Origin of the sequence: Gilliamella sp. ESL0405 (genome assembly GCF_019469205.1) — a bacterium.
In the GTDB taxonomy this organism is placed as follows: Bacteria; Pseudomonadota; Gammaproteobacteria; order Enterobacterales; family Orbaceae; genus Gilliamella.
In genome coordinates this window covers 478,416-496,720 of the sequence record NZ_CP048265.1, presented here as the reverse complement: position 1 = coordinate 496,720, position 18,305 = coordinate 478,416, and the positions used below count along the sequence as shown (strand labels likewise).

At 38.6% G+C, this 18,305-nt stretch carries 17 protein-coding genes and 2 pseudogenes; 17 read left to right on the top strand and 2 right to left on the bottom strand.

Annotated features, from left to right (window positions below; translation table 11 throughout):
* Positions 1-49: 49 nt before the first annotated feature.
* Complete coding sequence (glnA, locus tag GYM74_RS02270; RefSeq protein WP_220218879.1) at positions 50-1,459, bottom strand: glutamate--ammonia ligase; 1,410 nt, start codon at positions 1,457-1,459, stop codon at positions 50-52.
* Positions 1,460-1,912: 453 nt separating this feature from the next.
* Here glnA and GYM74_RS02265 point away from each other — a divergent pair, with 453 nt between their 5' ends.
* From GYM74_RS02265 to gpsA, 3 genes are read left to right on the top strand one after another with little or no spacing between them, the layout of a single operon-like run.
* Positions 1,913-2,353: a rhodanese-like domain-containing protein gene (locus GYM74_RS02265; protein WP_220218878.1), complete on the top strand. Its 441-nt coding sequence runs from the start codon at positions 1,913-1,915 to the stop codon at positions 2,351-2,353.
* 30 nt (positions 2,354-2,383) lie between these two features.
* Positions 2,384-2,872 carry a protein-export chaperone SecB gene (secB, locus tag GYM74_RS02260; RefSeq protein WP_220218877.1) on the top strand — a complete coding sequence of 163 codons (489 nt, stop codon included), beginning with the start codon at positions 2,384-2,386 and terminating at the stop codon, positions 2,870-2,872.
* Positions 2,873-2,913: 41 nt separating this feature from the next.
* Positions 2,914-3,927, top strand: coding sequence for an NAD(P)H-dependent glycerol-3-phosphate dehydrogenase (gene gpsA, locus GYM74_RS02255; RefSeq protein ID WP_220218876.1), 1,014 nt, complete (start codon positions 2,914-2,916; stop codon positions 3,925-3,927).
* Between the two features lie 72 nt (positions 3,928-3,999).
* On the opposite strand, the gene GYM74_RS02250 is transcribed toward gpsA, so the two are convergent.
* The gene (locus GYM74_RS02250) at positions 4,000-4,974 is read right to left on the bottom strand and encodes a hypothetical protein (RefSeq protein ID WP_220218875.1); all 975 of its coding nucleotides are present in this window, start codon (positions 4,972-4,974) and stop codon (positions 4,000-4,002) included.
* 200 nt (positions 4,975-5,174) lie between these two features.
* Between GYM74_RS02250 and aas the strand changes: the two genes are divergently transcribed.
* The 14 genes and pseudogenes from aas (at position 5,175) to GYM74_RS02185 (ending at position 18,259) form a co-directional block, all read left to right on the top strand.
* Entirely contained in the window at positions 5,175-7,316 is a 2,142-nt protein-coding gene (gene aas / locus GYM74_RS02245) for a bifunctional acyl-ACP--phospholipid O-acyltransferase/long-chain-fatty-acid--ACP ligase (protein ID WP_220218874.1), read from the top strand.
* Between the two features lie 15 nt (positions 7,317-7,331).
* Positions 7,332-8,519 carry a lysophospholipid transporter LplT gene (lplT, locus tag GYM74_RS02240; RefSeq protein WP_220218873.1) on the top strand — a complete coding sequence of 396 codons (1,188 nt, stop codon included), beginning with the start codon at positions 7,332-7,334 and terminating at the stop codon, positions 8,517-8,519.
* Positions 8,506-9,417 (top strand): N-acetylmuramic acid 6-phosphate etherase, encoded by a 912-nt coding sequence (murQ, locus tag GYM74_RS02235; RefSeq protein WP_220218872.1) that lies wholly within the window; start codon positions 8,506-8,508, stop codon positions 9,415-9,417. The genes lplT and murQ overlap by 14 nt, the downstream gene beginning before the upstream one ends.
* A gap of 293 nt (positions 9,418-9,710) precedes the next feature.
* A complete protein-coding gene (locus GYM74_RS02230) occupies positions 9,711-11,444 on the top strand; it encodes a carboxylesterase family protein (protein WP_220218871.1) in 1,734 nt (577 codons plus the stop codon).
* 329 nt (positions 11,445-11,773) lie between these two features.
* Positions 11,774-12,149, top strand: a pseudogene (locus GYM74_RS12350) (PTS sugar transporter subunit IIA); the annotation flags it as partial.
* 56 nt (positions 12,150-12,205) lie between these two features.
* Positions 12,206-12,754, top strand: a pseudogene (locus GYM74_RS12345) (PTS system mannose/fructose/N-acetylgalactosamine-transporter subunit IIB); the annotation flags it as partial.
* Between the two features lie 15 nt (positions 12,755-12,769).
* Positions 12,770-13,570, top strand: coding sequence for a PTS mannose/fructose/sorbose transporter subunit IIC (locus GYM74_RS02220; protein WP_220218869.1), 801 nt, complete (start codon positions 12,770-12,772; stop codon positions 13,568-13,570).
* 16 nt (positions 13,571-13,586) lie between these two features.
* Positions 13,587-14,498 (top strand): PTS system mannose/fructose/sorbose family transporter subunit IID, encoded by a 912-nt coding sequence (locus GYM74_RS02215; RefSeq protein WP_220218868.1) that lies wholly within the window; start codon positions 13,587-13,589, stop codon positions 14,496-14,498.
* A gap of 180 nt (positions 14,499-14,678) precedes the next feature.
* On the top strand, positions 14,679-15,053 hold the full coding sequence (locus tag GYM74_RS02210) for a DUF956 family protein (protein WP_220218867.1): 375 nt from the start codon (positions 14,679-14,681) through the stop codon (positions 15,051-15,053).
* 487 nt (positions 15,054-15,540) lie between these two features.
* Positions 15,541-15,789, top strand: a complete 249-nt coding sequence (rpsP, locus tag GYM74_RS02205) for a 30S ribosomal protein S16 (protein ID WP_220218866.1) — start codon at positions 15,541-15,543, stop codon at positions 15,787-15,789.
* A 29-nt stretch (positions 15,790-15,818) separates the two neighbouring features.
* Entirely contained in the window at positions 15,819-16,346 is a 528-nt protein-coding gene (rimM, locus tag GYM74_RS02200) for a ribosome maturation factor RimM (protein ID WP_255556189.1), read from the top strand.
* Between the two features lie 16 nt (positions 16,347-16,362).
* Complete coding sequence (gene trmD, locus GYM74_RS02195) at positions 16,363-17,115, top strand: tRNA (guanosine(37)-N1)-methyltransferase TrmD (protein ID WP_220218864.1); 753 nt, start codon at positions 16,363-16,365, stop codon at positions 17,113-17,115.
* A 31-nt stretch (positions 17,116-17,146) separates the two neighbouring features.
* Positions 17,147-17,497: a 50S ribosomal protein L19 gene (rplS, locus tag GYM74_RS02190; protein ID WP_034900792.1), complete on the top strand. Its 351-nt coding sequence runs from the start codon at positions 17,147-17,149 to the stop codon at positions 17,495-17,497.
* A 159-nt stretch (positions 17,498-17,656) separates the two neighbouring features.
* Positions 17,657-18,259: a MarC family protein gene (locus GYM74_RS02185; RefSeq protein ID WP_220218863.1), complete on the top strand. Its 603-nt coding sequence runs from the start codon at positions 17,657-17,659 to the stop codon at positions 18,257-18,259.
* The last annotated feature ends 46 nt before the right edge of the window (positions 18,260-18,305 follow it).

Here is an 18,305-nt window from a genome sequence, read left to right as displayed (position 1 = left end):
TTAATTTTTATCAAATAGCTGATAGACGATAATGTTATCAACATTAACGTTATAAACTATAGTAAAGCTCAAATTCGACAGGATGTGGAGTCATACGTACACGATCAACGTCTTGACGTTTTAAATCAATATAAGCATCAATCGTATCATTCGTAAATACATTACCGCGTGTTAAAAATTCACGATCGGCATCTAATGCATTAAGCGCTTCTTCCAATGAACCTGCTACTTGAGGAATTAATTTAGATTCTTCCGGTGGTAAATCATATAAGTTTTTATCCATTGCATCGCCCGGATGAATTTTGTTAATGATACCGTCTAAACCAGCCATTAACTGAGCAGCAAATGATAAATATGGATTACCGGCTGGATCAGGGAAACGAACTTCAATACGGCGTGCTTTCGGGCTAGTCACAACCGGAATACGAATTGAAGCAGAACGGTTACGAGCAGAGTAGGCAAGCATAACGGGGGCTTCATAACCTGGTACTAAACGTTTATATGAGTTAGTTGCAGGGTTAGTAAACGCATTGATAGCCTTAGCATGTTTAATGATACCGCCGATATAGAATAATGCCATTTCTGAAAGGCCAGCATATTTATCACCTGCAAATAAGTTAACCCCATCTTTGGCTAAAGATTGGTGGCAGTGCATACCTGAACCATTATCGCCAAACATCGGTTTTGGCATAAATGTTGCGGTTTTACCATAAGCATGCGCGACATTTTGTACCACATATTTATAAATTTGTACTTCATCAGCTTTCTTAGTTAGCGTATTAAAGCGACAAGCAATTTCGTTTTGTCCGGCTGTTGCCACTTCATGGTGATGCGCTTCAACAACTAAGCCAAGTTGTTCCATAATTAAACACATTTCAGAACGAATATCTTGCGATGAATCAACTGGCGGAAGTGGGAAGTAACCACCTTTAACGCCCGGACGATGCCCTTTATTGCCTTCTTCGTATTTAGTCCCTGAGTTCCAAGCCGCTTCAATATCATCAATATGAACAAAACTACCCGACATTGGCGTTCCAAAACGAACGTCATCAAATAGGAAGAATTCCGGTTCTGGTCCAAAAATAACGGTGTCGGCAATGCCTGAAGATTTCAAAAACTCTTCAGCACGTTTAGCGATTGAACGTGGATCGCGATCATAACCTTGTAGCGTTGCTGGTTCTAATACGTCACAACGGAGATTTAATGTCACATCTTCAAAAAATGGATCGATAACGGCACTTGAAGCATCTGGCATTAATACCATGTCTGATTCATTAATACCTTTCCAACCTGCGATTGATGAGCCGTCAAACATCTTACCGTCTTCAAAGAAATCAGCATCAATTTGACTAACCGGTATCGTAACGTGTTGCTCTTTACCTTTTGTATCAGTAAAACGTAAATCGACAAATTTAACATCGTTTTCTTTAATTAGTGTTAATACTTTTTGTATAGACATGAATCTTCTCCATTAAGGACAAATAATTGTTCAGTTCGTAAGGCATTGTTGCCAAAGGTTTATAAGTTGCTAAACTATATGCAAATATAATGCCACTTTTTAAAATGCCTTATTTCGGTGAATTTAATGGATCGATGATAACACAAATGAAACTCATGCACCAAAATAAAGCAAAACAAGATTGATTACGCACCAAAATTGAGCGCAATTGTGCCATTTTGCTTATTTAATGGGTAGATTTTGCTTGAATCTTCACTCTTGGTTAAATTAAAGCTGAGCAATATTGAACAAAAGCACCAAAATAATAAATTGTTTTATTTGCGTTATCCGACTTTATAAATCTCAATTAATATTATTTTGTGTTTACAAGATTTTCTTATTGGTACTATATTTCAGTGCATAATATCGTTATAATCTCTTCTTATATTGAAAAATTCAGGTAAACATACAAGTATGGACTTTATTACTCTCGAAATTATACCTTTTATTAAAAATCACCTTTTACTATCTTTAGGTTGGATTGTCCTATTTATTGCAATCATCGTATTAACAGTTAAAAGTAAATTATCAAAAGTAAAAATCATTAATAACGCCCAAGCGATTAATATGATCAATAAGCTCGATGCGGTTATTATCGATATTCGTTCAGCTGATAGCTTCAAAAAAGGGCATATCACTCAATCACACAATATCTTACCGATTGATATCAAAAATGCGAATGCAAAAACAATTGATAAATTTAAAGAAAATCTCATAATTTTAGTTGACGAGAATGGTTTATCATCATCAAGTATTGGTGAACTCCTTGTCAAACAAGGGTTTTTAAACGTATTTACGTTAAAAGACGGCATTGCTGGGTGGAATGGCGAAAATCTACCATTAGTAAAAAAATAATATAATATCATTTCAAAATAAGGTTTTATCATGACAGAACAAAACAATACACAACAAGCTGAAACACAATTTGCTATTCAACGAATTTATACCAAAGATGTTTCTTTCGAAACAAATAACGTGCCAGAAATTTTTACTAAACAATGGCAACCAGAGATGAATTTAGAACTTAATTCATCTTCACAAACACTAAGTGATAGTGTTTTTGAAGTATCACTCAGAGTCACCATTACCGTAAAACAACAAGAAGAAGTTGTGTATATTTGTGAAGTCACTCAATCTGGGATATTTTCATTAATTGGCTTTGAAGAAGGTCAAATTCAACATTGTCTTGGTGCTTATTGTCCAAATATTTTATTCCCATATGCACGTGAAGTGGTGGCAAGTTTAGTGAATAAAGGGACATTCCCACAAGTTAACTTAGAACCAGTCAATTTTGAAGCATTGTATTTGAACTATCTTCAACAACAACAGCAACAACAACAAGCTGAAAATGAGTCTTCAGATACTTTACAATAATTATTGTTTTAAAGTTAACTAAATACTTAATTGGATCATTTATGAAAAAAGATGCTGCTGTGACAGTAATTGGTGCGGGTTCTTATGGCACTTCGCTGGCGATATTACTAGCACGAAATGGTCATCGAACATTATTATGGGGGCATAACCCTGATAAAATGACCATTTTGCAGCATGACAGGCAAAATAATCAATTTTTGCCTGATATCCCTTTTCCTGACTTACTGTATATTGAAAGTGACCTTGGCACGGCAGTTGCTGCGTCCCCTATTTTACTTATCGTAGTACCTAGTCATGCATTTGGTAACATTCTTAAACAAATTAAACCATTTTTGCGAAAAGACAGTAAAATCGTTTGGGCAACCAAAGGACTTGAAGTTGATACCGGCAGGCTACTGCAAGATGTCGCAAGAGAGATTCTGGGTGATAAAATTCCCCTTGCTGTCATATCGGGTCCGACCTTTGCTAAAGAAGTTGCATCTGGCTTGCCAACGGCAGTGACAGTTGCTTCTACCGATGATCAGTTTTTAACTGAACTACAAAATCTATTCCACTGTAGTAAAAGTTTTCGGGTTTATAGCAGTAAAGATTTTATAGGTGTGCAACTTGGTGGCGCAATTAAGAACGTTATTGCTATCGGCGCAGGCTTATCTGACGGACTAGGCTTTGGTGCAAATGCAAGAACGGCTTTGATCACTCGTGGACTGGCAGAAATGATGCGGCTAGGCGCAGCGCTCGGCGCAGATCCGGCAACTTTTATGGGGATGGCTGGTTTAGGCGATTTAGTTCTCACCTGCACAGATAACCAATCTCGTAATCGTCGTTTTGGGATTTTACTCGGACAAAATAAAACGATTAAACAAGCGCAAGATATCATTGCTCAAGTTGTTGAAGGATGCAAAAACACCAAAGAAGTTTGGATGCTTGCACAAAAATATCATGTCGATATGCCTATCACCGAACAAATCTATAAAATTCTTTATGAAGGCAAAGATCCTAAACAAGCTGCCATGACCTTACTTGGACGCTCACAAAAACAAGAGCTGCAAAGCTAAAGTTAAGCTTAAACGCACATTAAGTTTGATTGATTGCCTCAAATCTATTTTGGCTTAATGTGCTTGATACGCTTAAATTTGAGTACCGATTCCCTGTTGTTTAGCTTTTAGATAAATATCGTAACCGACATAAACATCTAATACTGCTGTGCCCACTGTTTTAAACAGGGTAATTTGCTGATCGTTTACACGACATTTTTGCGGATCGATAACTAAATCACCCAATTCAAAAAAGTCATCTTTTGTCACTAATTGTTGGTTAATCGGATCAATAATATCACCCGCCTCAGCAAACACGCCATCTTTAGTATCTAATACACGAATGTCAGCTTGTTTAACAACGCTCTCCGGTATTTCATGCATCTTAGGCGTATAAGCGCCAACACCATTAATGTGTGCACCGGATTTCACCTTTTCACCATTAAAAGTAGCAGTGTTGGAAGTGGTAACTGAAGTAATAATATCTGCCCGGCTAATATCTGAATCAAGATCTTGTGAGAAATAGAGATGAGCCGGAAAATGGGCAAATCGTTGTTTCATCTCTTCGGTAAATTGTTTAGCTTTATTGGTATCAATATCATAAATAGCCAAATCGGTAAGTGGACGCACCGTTAACATGGCTTCTAACTGAGAAATCGCCTGCCCACCGGTACCTATTAACACCGCTCGCTTAGCCTCTTTTTTAGCTAGCAGATCTGTCGCCGCCCCTTGAACAGCGCCAGTACGTAATTGTGTCACATAAGTGCCGTCTAACATTGCGCATACTTCGCCAGTTTTCGGATCGATCATAAGTACTTGTGCTGGCACCGACGGTTTACCCAATTTAGGGTTATTGGGAAAAACCGAAACAATTTTTATACCAACTACATCGTTATCTTTAATATGTGCAGGCATAAATAAACATTGACCATTTTGCATATCAAAATTTATACGTAATGGCACTTCACTGTTTCCCTGCGTATAAATTTTTAAAGCCTGTTTATCAGCCGCTATAGCCTCTTTCATGCTATAACATTGTTGTATATCTTTTGCGGTTAAAATTAACATGATGATTCCTTATATGTTGTTATCCGTTATTTTACTTTTTTGATATCTGTTGTCTATGTTAATGAGTAACAATACTAAGCAAAACAGCGCAACGAATGATTTAATTATAAATAAAATCATAAAAATCAAAGTTCTTGTATATTGGATAGATTTTCACTATTATTACCTGGTACAATTTTGTACGGTAATTGAGAATTCAAATGGTTTTTAAAATATTAAAGTTTTTTTTAAAGATATTATTCCATGTCAAACTTAATGGTAATCTAAATAACTTAAAGCAAGAAAGACTCCTCATCACTCCTAACCATGTTTCCTTCCTAGACGGCATTTTAATCGGCGTATTTTTACCTGTAAGACCGGTGTTTGCAATTTATGCTGGGTATATTAATCATTGGTTAGTTCGTTTTGCCAAACGCTATGTTGATTTTGTCCCCATGGATCCCTTAAATCCTATGGCGATTAAACGATTAGTCCGTGAAATTGAAAAAGGCCGACCTATTGTTATTTTCCCTGAAGGTCGCATTACAATCACAGGCTCATTAATGAAAATTTACGACGGTGCCGCTTTTGTTGCTGCCCGTTCACAAGCGACCGTTGTACCGGTTTGGATTGAAGGTGCAGAATTTACCTTAACTAGTCGCTTAAAAGGGTTATTTAAGCGTCGCTTGTTTCCGAAAATAACCATACATGTACTCGAACCTACTACTATTCCAATGCCGGATGCCGCAACTGCCAGTGAACGCCGCTATATTGCCGGTGAAAAGCTACATCAAATTATGATGAATGCCCGAATGGCAAGCCGTCCTAAGTTAACCCTATTTGAAGCCCTGCTTGAAGCTCAAGTGCGTTATGGCGTTAAAACCCGTATGGTGCAAGATCCAACCACGCATGAAGCCTCTTTCCGTCACTTATTTAAACAAATTATCGGTATCAGTCGCATCGTAGCAAAATTTACCGCTCCGCAAGAGCGGGTGGGACTACTATTGCCTAACGCAACAATTACGGTGGCAACCTTTTTTGGTTTATCGGTAAAAAATCGTACGCCTGCAATGCTTAATTATACCGCGGGCACTAAAGGGTTAACCTGTGCTATCACAGCGGCAGAAATTAAAACGATTATTACATCGCGTAAATTTATTAAAAAGGGCAAACTTGATTATCTACTCGATGAAATCAAAGGGGTTAAGTGGTGTTTTCTTGAAGATTTAAGCAAAAGCTTAACACTTTCGGATAAACTTTATACCTTTATTTTTCAATACATTCCACGCTTAGTGGCCCATCCTCAATCGAGTGACGATGAAGCGTTAGTACTGTTTACCTCCGGGTCTGAAGGCAATCCTAAAGGGGTTGTACACACTCATGGCAGTTTGCTCGCCAATGTTGAGCAAATTCGTACCGTCATCGATCCCACGCCGGCCGATAGATTTATGTCAGCTTTACCGCTGTTTCATGCTTTTGGCATCACAGCCGGACTATTTTTACCACTGTTTTCCGGTAGTCGAACGTTTTTATACCCTAACCCATTGCATTACCGAATGGTACCGGAAATCATTTACGACCAAAATTGTACCGTTTTATTTGGAACACCAACATTTTTGGCTAATTACGCTCGTTATGCACACCCTTATGATTTTATGCGTTTGCGCTATGTGGTTGCCGGGGCAGAAAAACTACCGGAATCAGTACGTGAACAATGGAAAGATAAATACGGCATTCGTATTTTAGAAGGTTATGGCGTAACCGAATGTGCGCCGGTTGTTGCGTTAAATGTCCCTATGGCATTTAAAAATGGCACTGTTGGGCGCTTAATGCCAGGTATGGTTTCAAGATTGATTCCTGTGCCGGGCATCAATGACGGCGGTGAGTTACAAGTAAAAGGCCCGAATGTCATGAAAGGTTACTTACGGGTTGAAACTCCCGGTCAGTTAATCACACCTGCGGCGGCTGATCAAAATGGTCAATTAGAAGAAGGCTGGTATGATACTGGCGATATCGTCAACATTGACAATGAAGGATTCATTACTATCAAAGGAAGACTAAAAAGATTTGCCAAAATTGCCGGTGAAATGGTCTCATTAGAAAGCGTTGAAGCATTAGCGAAAAAAGTTGACCCCGATGCCATGCATGGTGCAACGGTCAAACCGGATTCAGCAAAAGGCGAAGCGATAGTCCTGTTTACCACTTCAAATAAGTTAAGTCGTGATCTGCTTAGTCAAGCAGCGCAACAATTGGGTATTCCGGCATTAGCCATTGCACGTGATATTCGTGTTGTTAAAGCGTTGCCGCTACTCGGGACGGGTAAAATTGATTTTATCACTCTTCGAAAAATGGCTGACGAATAACCGAAAGGATTACGCATGAATCACTATTCCTTATTAAGCAAAGGCATGGTCGCAACCATGCTGGCGCAGTTTTTTTCAGCTTTTGCCGATAATGCGATCTTTTTTGCCATTCTCGCTTATATTAAAAATCTTCATTATCCCGAATGGAGCCAATCAGCACTGCAAATCAGTTTTGTCGTCCCATTTATCATTCTTTCGCCTTTTGTCGGTCAGTTTGCCGACAGCATGTCCAAAGGCAGAGCAATGATGATTGCAAATTCGATCAAGTTAATTGGTGCCGGTTGTATCTGTTTAGATATTACCCCTTTTGTCGGCTATTTTTTAGTGGGAATTGGCGCCGCAACCTACTCCCCAGCAAAATATGGTATTTTGGGCGAGCTAACTACCGGCGATAATCTGGTGAAAGCCAATGGTTTGATTGAGTCATCGACAATTGCCGCAATTCTACTCGGTTCACTGGCTGGCGGGCATATTGCGGATATGAGTATTATTGCCTCCTTGCTCACTTGTGTTTTGATGTATGGACTGGCCGTGCTTGCCAATATTTTCATACCAAAACTTCCGGCCGCAAGAAAAAATATTGAATGGAAATTTATCAGCATATTGAAAGATTTTGTTAAAACCATTACTGTGGTTTTCACCAATAAACAAACCTTATACACACTATGTTGTACCAGTCTATTTTGGGGTGCCGGAATTACGCTACGTTTCCTGTTAATCGCTTGGGTACCAATCGTATTAGGTATTGAAGATAATGCCACACCGACTAACCTTAATGCAGTTGTGGCTATCGGTATTGTTATTGGCGCCGGGCTGGCAAGTATGTGTATCTCGATGAAAAATACCCTGCGTTGTATTCCGGCAGGAATAGTAATGGGACTGACCGTTATAGCATTCACCTTACAAAGTAATATTATTTCATCGTATATTTTACTGATTCTAATTGGCGCTTTAGGCGGATTTTTTATCGTGCCACTTAATGCGTTAATTCAAAAAATGGGGAAAGAGTTAATTGGTGCCGGTAGTGTTGTTTCAATCCAAAACTTAAGTCAAAATAGTGCTATGATGATTATGCTAGGGCTTTATACTTTAGCGGTCGCCATGGAATTACCCGTTATTGCAATAGGTGTCGGCTTCGGCAGTTTAGTTGCCATTGTCATACTCTTTTTATGGATAGGATTAAAAAAGCATGCAAAACATTAATCTTGGCGATATGATGACCGAGAATCAAAACCCTAACAGTGAACACATCGATCAATGTTCCACGCTTGAAATTCTCAGCATCATTAATAATGAAGATAAGCAAGTTGCGCTAGCGGTTGAAAAGCAGCTTGCTAACATCGCAAATGCTGTCGATGCAATCAGTCATGCATTTTTAAATAATGGCAGACTTATCTATCTTGGTGCCGGCACTTCTGGCCGGCTTGGCATTTTAGACGCCAGTGAATGCCCACCAACTTATGGCACGCCACCTCAACAAGTCATAGGCTTAATTGCGGGCGGTAAACCAGCCATTTTTAAAGCAGTTGAAAACGCTGAAGACAAACCGGAGCTGGCAGTTATCGATTTAACCGATATTCAATTTTCGGCCAATGATATTTTAGTCGGGATTGCAGCTAGTGGGCGCACACCTTATGTCATCGGTGGAATGCAATACGCCAAAACACTAGGTGCAACTGTCATTAGCCTTTGCTGTAATGCCAACGCGCCAATGATAGATATAGCCGATATTGCCATTACTCCCATTGTTGGGCCCGAAGTGATTACAGGCTCATCAAGAATGAAAGCCGGCACAGCCCAAAAACTCGTCCTTAATATGCTCACCACCGCCAGCATGATTAAAATCGGTAAAGTTTATGGTAATTTAATGGTCGATGTTGAAGCAACTAATGCTAAACTTATCGAACGGCAAATAGCAATTGTTAGGCAAGCAACACAATGTGATCGCCAAACCGCCATTTTGGCTTTGCAACAAAGTGAACAGCATTGCAAAACAGCAATTTTAATGATTTTGGCCGATCTTGATGTGATTGAGGCCAAAAAACGGTTATCGGAAAATAAAGGATTTATCAGAAAAGCACTCAACACCATGATAAGCTAATTTGATGCAGTTAAAGCAGTTAGCAAAAGAGATTTTATGACTCAAGTCTAATTTTTCAATCATGATTGTTGACATTAATACAAGTTATAGAAAAATATACCGAATACTGTTACTACAATTATTAGATTTATAACCAAAATAGTATTAATTTCTATCACGTTTAGAAATATGAGCTTGTTAGATTAAGAGTAATTTCGTCATACTTTATTTCGTAATATGAATACACTTCTCTCTAATTTTTAACATTAACTATTTCACATTAATGGCTTTTTATTAATACACAAGGGAAATGTATGAAAACATCATTCTATAAGTTTAAAACAACTCTCGCTTTTCTGGGTCTAATTACGCTGGCAACACCAACGGTTGGCTTTAGTCAAGAAAACTCGCTTCCTAGCCATAATGAAAACATCACTACACCAACAACTGCTGATTCAACGCTTATCAAAACACAATATGGCTTAATCCAAGGGCATTACGACCAAATTAATAATGTCATTCAATGGACGGGCATACCTTATGCCAAATCCCCAACCGGCGAGTTAAGGTGGAAAAAACCGGTTGATGTTGAACATTGGAACGACGTATTTGATGCAACTAAAGCTGGTCAAGTTGCCATGCAACTTAAAGACAATAATATAATAGGTTCTGATGATAGCTTAAACCTTAATATCTATCGCCCTAATAATCATAAAAATAATTTACCTGTACTGGTTTATATACACGGCGGAAATAACCAAATTGGCACCGCCATGGAAATGACTGGCAACACGCTGGTAACCGATCTTGATGCCATTTTTGTGTCAATTAATTACCGTTTAGGACCATTGGGATTTACCCCGCTTCCAGCCTTACAAACCGGCGATAAATTAGAAGATTCAGGTAACTATGCGCTACTTGATATAGCAAAATCATTAGATTGGATAAAACAAAATATTGCGCAATTTGGCGGCGATCCGAATAATATTACCGTCTCAGGCTTTTCAGCAGGTGGACGAGATGTAATGGCAATGTTAATTTCTCCTATCTTTAAAGATAAATTTCAACAAGCTATTTCATTTAGTGGCGGCATGACGGTCGCGGATAAAGACGATAGTATCAAAGTGTTTGCCAAAGCTATCGCCCCACTGGTGGTTGAAGACAAAATTAAACCAACTGAAGAACAAGCTTATCAATGGTTGTTAACCAATCAATCTGAAGTCAAAAAATACCTCTATAGCATCTCATCCGATCGGCTTGTTGCGCTAATGGGAAATGCCGGTATAAGAATGAGTGTTTTTCCACATTTATACAATGACGGCTATGTGATCCCTAAAGACGGTTTTAATACTCAACACTACAATAGTGTCCCGTTAATTATGCTTACCGGTACTGGCGAGTTTTCACTATTTGCACAATCGTCCCCTTATTTTAGTCAAGAAGCCGATTCATTGACCACCAAAGCGTCAGCTGAATTTCAATTTGCCAATAAATATGGCAGTCGCCTTTATGAACTATTTAATGTTACCGACTCAGCTAACAAAATGGCACCATTTTACCCAGCCAATATTTTTGGCGTGACAATAAAATATGGCGAGGATCAAAATACTGTTGGCTTGCCTATGGGAATATTTGGCGCTTTTCATGGTGTTTTCATCCCATTAATGGATCATTCTTCAGATAATTATGAAAAGATAATTGGCAATGCATTTGAGACTAAAGGCGCTAAGCAACTGAGCATGATATTTAAACAATATCTGCATAACTTTATTCATCACGGCAACCCTAACGGCGATGATCTAATTTATTGGGAAAATTGGACAGCTAAAAACCAATCGTTACTTTACCTTAACGCCGATAGACAGCAAGCCCAAATTTACATGGGTGAGCAAAAATGGAACTATCAAGATGTGCTTAATCAAATGGATAACGATCAGTCAATCGATGCAAAGGTTAAAAAGACTTTAATCGCTGAAGTATTAAATGGCAGATGGTTTAGTCATGAACTTGATCTGAAATATAAAAATAAATCATTATGGATTAAATAAATGCCATTTATCTTAAAGGGATTGGTTGAGATTGTCGATCATGATACATAGTTGAAATATTTTCATGTAACAGTGAATAACTTTATAAAATACAAATGATTAATCTATATAGCATCACAATTTTTTTCAATATTTGTATTTTATCAATTATAATCAGCTAAAATACATAAATCGTAAAATAGTTGAATTGCAACAAGTAAGAAAATCGTTTTGTACTACGCAAAAAAATATATTTTATAATCAACTAATTATGTAGGATATATCATTTTTTTTTGAAAAATTTATAACATTTATATTAGCGAATAATATAAAAATCAGGAGGTAGTTATATGGTAGGAATTATCCTGGCAACTCATGGTGAGTTTGCTGAAGGTATTCTACAATCAGGCTCTATGATATTTGGTGAACAAGAAAATGTTAAAGCCGTAACATTGCACCCAAGTGATAGCCCTGAAAGTCTAAAAGAACGAATGTTAGCCGCTATTGCCACATTTGATAATCAAGATGAAGTGTTATTTTTGGTCGATTTATGGGGCGGCACGCCATTTAATCAAGCAAATAATTTATGCGGAGCGCACCCTAATTGGGCAATTGTCGCTGGCCTAAACTTGCCCATGTTAATTGAAGCTTATTCATCACGTTTCTCCATGGAGTCAGCAAAAGAGATCGCCGGAGCAATTTTAGAATCGGCTAAAGACGGCATTCGTGCAACGGTAGATGCGCCAGCGAATCAAGCTCCTGCAAAACAAACATCAAATACCATTCCGGAAGGCACTGTGCTTGGTGACGGAAAAATGAAGATTGTGTTAGCTCGAGTCGACTCTCGTTTACTGCATGGACAAGTTGCCACATCCTGGACTAAATCGACCAATCCTAATCGTATTATTGTTGTTTCTGATTCAGTTGCTAAAGATGAGTTAAGAAAAAAACTCATTGAAGAAGCCGCTCCTCCTGGTGTTAAAGCCAACGTCGTACCAATCAAAAAAATCATCGAGGTTTCAAAAGATCCCCGTTTTGGGAATACCAAAGCACTATTACTTTTTGAAAACCCGGAAGATGTCGTGCGAGCTGTTGAAGGCGGCGTCGATATTGAGGTACTCAATATTGGTTCCATGGCTCACTCAGTGGGTAAAGTCATGGTAAATAAAGTGCTTTCAATGAATGAGCAAGACGTTGAAGCCTTTGAAAAATTAAAAGCAAAAAATATTAAATTCGATGTTCGCAAAGTGCCTAATGATTCAAATAGCAATATGGATGAATTATTAACTAAAGCGAAAGAAGAGTTAGCCGAACAAAAGAATAAGTCTTAATTAAGGGGTTATATTATGACGTTATCAATCGTTGCTATCCTGTTAGTGATAGCTATCGCCTTTCTGGCAGGAATGGAAGGTATTTTAGATCAGTTCCAATTTCATCAACCGTTAGTGGCATGTTCATTAATTGGACTGGTAACCGGTAATCTAGAAGCTGGTGTAGTATTAGGTGGATCATTACAGATGATAGCACTAGGCTGGGCAAACATTGGCGCAGCAGTGGCACCGGATGCGGCACTAGCGTCTGTTGCCTCATCAATTATATTAGTGTTAGGCGGGCAAGGCGTTGAAGGTGTTTCAACAGCGATTGCGGTTGCAATTCCGTTAGCGGTTGCCGGACTGTTTTTAACAATGATCGTTCGAACACTGGCTGTGCCTTTGGTTCATATGATGGATAGCGCAGCGGAAGAAGGCAATATTAGACGTATTGAATTACTCCAAATATTGGGCATTTGCATGCAAGGTTTACGTATCGCTATCCCAGCTGCAGCATTACTATTTATTCCGGCTGAAACAGTTAAAGACGCATTAAATGCAATGCCAACATGGTTAACCACCGGTATGGCTATTGGTGGTGGCATGGTTGTGGCTGTTGGTTATGCAATGGTTATCAATATGATGGCAACCCGTGAAGTATGGCCGTTTTTCATTATCGGTTTTGTTGTTGCCGCTATTTCCCAATTAACCTTGATTGCCCTTGGTGCATTAGGTATTGCTTTAGCGTTAATTTACCTTAATCTTTCTGAACGTGGCAACAACTCAAATGGTGGTGATAAAGGTGATCCACTAGATGATATTTTGAATGATTACTAGGAACTTGGAGAAGAAAATGACTGATAAAATTCAATTAACTAAAAAAGATCGTTTAGCAGTTGCTTGGCGCTCAACTTTCCTTCAAGGTTCTTGGAACTACGAACGTATGCAAAATGGCGGCTGGGTCTATTCAATGATTCCGGCGATTAAAAAATTGTATACCACTAAAGAAGATCGTTCTGCTGCATTAAAACGCCATTTAGAGTTTTTTAATACTCACCCTTATTTAGCATCGCCTGTTTTAGGGGTAACTCTTGCTCTTGAAGAAGAGCGTGCCAATGGCGCACCAGTTGATGATGTGGCTATTCAAGGGGTAAAAGTGGGTATGATGGGACCTTTAGCCGGTGTCGGTGATCCGGTGTTCTGGTTTACTGTTCGACCAATGCTTGGTGCCCTAGGTGCATCGCTCGCACTAAGTGGCAATATTTTAGGACCGATTTTATTCTTTTTACTTTGGAATATTATTCGTTGGGGCTTTATGTGGTATACCCAAGAGTTTGGTTATCGTACCGGTTCAAAAATCACAGATAACCTATCAGGTGGTTTACTGCAAAAAATTACCAAAGGCGCCTCAATTTTAGGGATGTTTGTTCTGGCAGCTTTGGTGCAAAGGTGGGTATCGATCAATTTCCAACCTGTCGTTTCAAAAGTGAAATTGGCAGACGGTGCCTTTATTGATTGGAGCAAAATATCTAATGGTGCAACAGGTATTAAAGAAGCCTTAGAACAAATGCAAGCTGGATTATCTCTCACACAAACGAAGATAGTTACTTTACAAAATAACTTAGATCAGCTGATACCTGGACTGGTTCCATTACTTTTAACCTTTTTATGTATGTGGTTATTACGTAAAAAAGTATCACCAATCTTAATTATTCTTGCACTATTCCTAGTCGGCATTGGTGGACATGTGATTGGTCTTTTATAAGCAACCAATCTTGTAAAGAAGTTTCAGAAAAGCACTATGTTTGAGTATAAAAACATAGTGCTTTCTCTCTCTATTAGCGGCGTTTTTGACTGATACAATTATCACCCGGCTTGCTAATTACCGATATTGAACATAGCAGGCAAAATAGCATCGCTAAATTACCATCATACTTGGAGAAATATGGTTCAATCATTAAATACCAAAATCGATCTGACCACCAAAGGAACAACTTTTGTTGGCACCACTGAATACGGCAATATTATGATTGGCGATAAAGCCTTTGAATTTTATCATCAACGTGACCGCCGTAAGTATATACAAATCCCATGGCAAGAGATTGATTTTGTCAGCGCATCGGTCTTATTTGGCGGTAAGTGGATACCACGCTACCAAATACATACCAAACAAAATGGCACTTTTACCTTTTCCTCGAAAGATCCCAAAACAGTTTTACGAGCGATTCGAGTTTATATTGATAGCCAAAAAATGGTGAAATCATTAGGTTTCTTTGATGTCATAAAACGGGCATTTATTCGCAAAAAGCCCAACAAATAACCCTATTAATTTATTTCATTGTTTTGCTGAGTAAACACTTAAAATTTTTGCGTTGGTTTGGGCAATTGCCGCTGTTTTTCTTAATTAAATAAACCGCTCATTTAAAAGATATCTGCTTAAAAGACATAATGGCAATATTATTATGCTCAACTTGAAAAAGGATTAATCTAAAGTGTAAAGCAAACAGCAAAGTGGCGGTGTTACACCCACACTTTAGCGCTCGATATGCATGCAAAAAGACTAAATGCTGCACTTATAAATATAGATATTTTCTAACAGCAAATTGTAAACAATTCAAACCATTACCGTTACCCCTCAATCACGCAAATAATTAGGCAGGACTATTTGCTTTATTATAAATAATCTCGCACTAACCCCAGCTGATAAACAGTCATTGCACTTTTTGCCAGAAAGAGTATAATTTCGGGGCTTTGATTTTGTCCATGTTGGGCAAAAGAAAGATTATTTTTTAATTTAAGAGGATGTTATGGTAACTATTCGTTTAGCTCGTGGTGGCTCTAAAAAGCGCCCTTTTTATCAAGTAGTTGTCACTGATAGCCGTAACCCACGTGATGGTCGTTTTATTGAGCGCGTTGGCTTTTTTAATCCAATTGCACAAGGTAAAGCAGAAGAATTACGTTTAGATCTTGATCGCGTAAATCATTGGGTTGGTTTAGGTGCAACCGTTTCTGATCGTGTTAACTCATTGATCAAACAAGCACAAAAAGCTGCTTAATTTAGTCGTTTATAGTCACTGTAATGATAATGAATACTGAGAATCTAATTGTTGTAGGTAAACTTGGTTCAAGCTACGGAATTCGTGGATGGCTCAGGATTTTTTCGTTTACAGAATTTCCGGATAGTATCTTTGATTACACCCCTTGGTATATCCAGCGTGCTGGACAATGGCAAGAAGTAATCGTAGAAAGCTTTAAACCGCATAATCAGGATATGATTGTCAAACTCAAAGACGTTGATGATCGAGATCAAGCAAATGCATTAACGAATGCTGAAGTGTTTGTTGATGCTGATAAATTGCCTAAGCTTAATCAAGGCGATTTTTATTGGAAAGATCTTATCGGCTGTCGAGTGAAAACAGTTAACGGTTATGACTTAGGTCAAGTCACTGATTTAATGGAAACCGGTTCTAATGATGTGTTGGTCGTTAAAGCCAATCTAAAAGATGCATTTGGAGCAACAGAACGTTTAATCCCTTTTGTTGAAGAACAATTTATTAAACAGGTTGATTTAACAACAAAAATGATTATGGTCGATTGGGATCCTGCTTTTTAATTGGTAAGGTAAGATTATGTGGATTGGCGTAATAAGCCTTTTTCCCGAAATGTTTCAAGCTATTACTAGTTATGGCGTTACTGGTCGAGCAGTTAAAAACGGACTGTTAACAGTAGAATATTGGAACCCGCGCGATTTTGCGCATGATAAGCATAAGACTGTCGATGACAGACCTTATGGCGGTGGGCCCGGCATGTTAATGATGGTACAACCCCTTAGGGATGCCATTCATGCGGCAAAAGCAGTAGCAGGTGAAGATACAAAAGTAATCTATCTTTCCCCACAAGGGCGCAAACTTGACCAACAAGGTGTTTGCGAATTGTCACATAATCAAAAACTTATTTTGATTTGTGGACGTTACGAAGGTATAGATGAGCGCGTTATCCAAACCGAAATTGATGAAGAGTGGTCAATTGGGGATTACGTGTTAAGTGGCGGTGAATTACCGGCAATGACAATGATTGATGCATTAGCAAGGTTTATACCGGGCGTGTTAAATCACCAGTCATCGGCAGAAGAAGACTCTTTTGTTAACGGTTTACTTGATTGCCCGCACTATACTCGTCCAGAGGTGTTAGATGGAATGGCGGTGCCCGATGTGTTAATGTCCGGACACCATGAAGCGATTCGTCGCTGGCGATTGAAACAATCACTAGGACGAACTTGGTTGAGAAGAGAAGATCTTCTTGAAAATCTAGCTCTGACTGATGAAGAGCAACGTTTACTCACTGAATTCCAACGGGAATATCGTGATAAACATAGCGACTAAAATTTCAGTATAACTAGTAAGAGATAATATTATGAAAAATGCAATTATTCAGCAATTAGAACAAGAACAAATGAAAAAAGACATCCCGTCTTTTCGCCCGGGTGATACGGTTGAAGTAAAAGTATGGGTTGTTGAAGGTAACAAAAAACGTCTTCAAGCATATGAAGGTGTGGTTATTGCTATTCGCAATCGTGGTTTACATTCTGCATTTACAGTACGTAAAATTTCGAATGGCGAAGGTGTTGAACGAGTATTCCAAACTCACTCACCAATTGTTGATTCAATTACTGTGAAACGTCGTGGTCAAGTACGTCAAGCGAAACTTTACTACTTACGCGAACTTCGTGGTAAAGCGGCTCGTATTAAAGAGCGCCTTAACTAATATTGATTGGTTACAATTTAAAAACCAATTAAAATATATCAGATTAAATATGGTCACCTTTACGGTGGCCGTTTTTGTATCTATCATATTATCTTCCAGCCAACTGTCTGAAGTTGACAACTAAATCCAATTTACTGTTATTCTTTGAAAGGTAATACTATGAGTAACTATCTTGTTGATATTGTCTCAACAACCATAAAACTCTTTGCCCTTATGACGCCACCAGCGGTATTAAGCGCATTTTTAAGTGGTACTAAACAGTACGACGAATCATTACGCCGCAAAACCGCGCGTAAAACTTCGTGTGCAGTATTTATTATCGGTATCATACTATTCTTTTTCGGTAATACCCTGTTTAGCGTTTTTGGTTTTACCTTAAATGCGTTTCGAATCGGCTCTGGTGCTTTACTGTTTATTACCGCAGTTTCATTAATGAATGATTCGCCGGAAAAAAACAAAATTAGTAGCGATGATGATATCAGCGTCGTTCCGCTTGCGGTACCGCTGTGTATGGGGCCTGCGTCTATCGGGACAATCATTGTTATGGGCACCAGTTCCGTCGGATTTGCTGCAAACATGGTAGGCGCCGTCTCTTTATTGATCGCCTCTTTAGGTATTTACGCCATGCTTCTATGCGCCAAAACGATTGCTAAAGTATTAAAAAATACCGGCATTGCGATATTATCAAAATTAACCGGACTGTTAGTATCCGCTATCGCAGCACAAGTTGTGTTTACCGGGGTTGCGGCATTTTTAAAATAGTCATCTAACGTTGCTGTGCAAACAAAGCCACACTTTGAACACACTA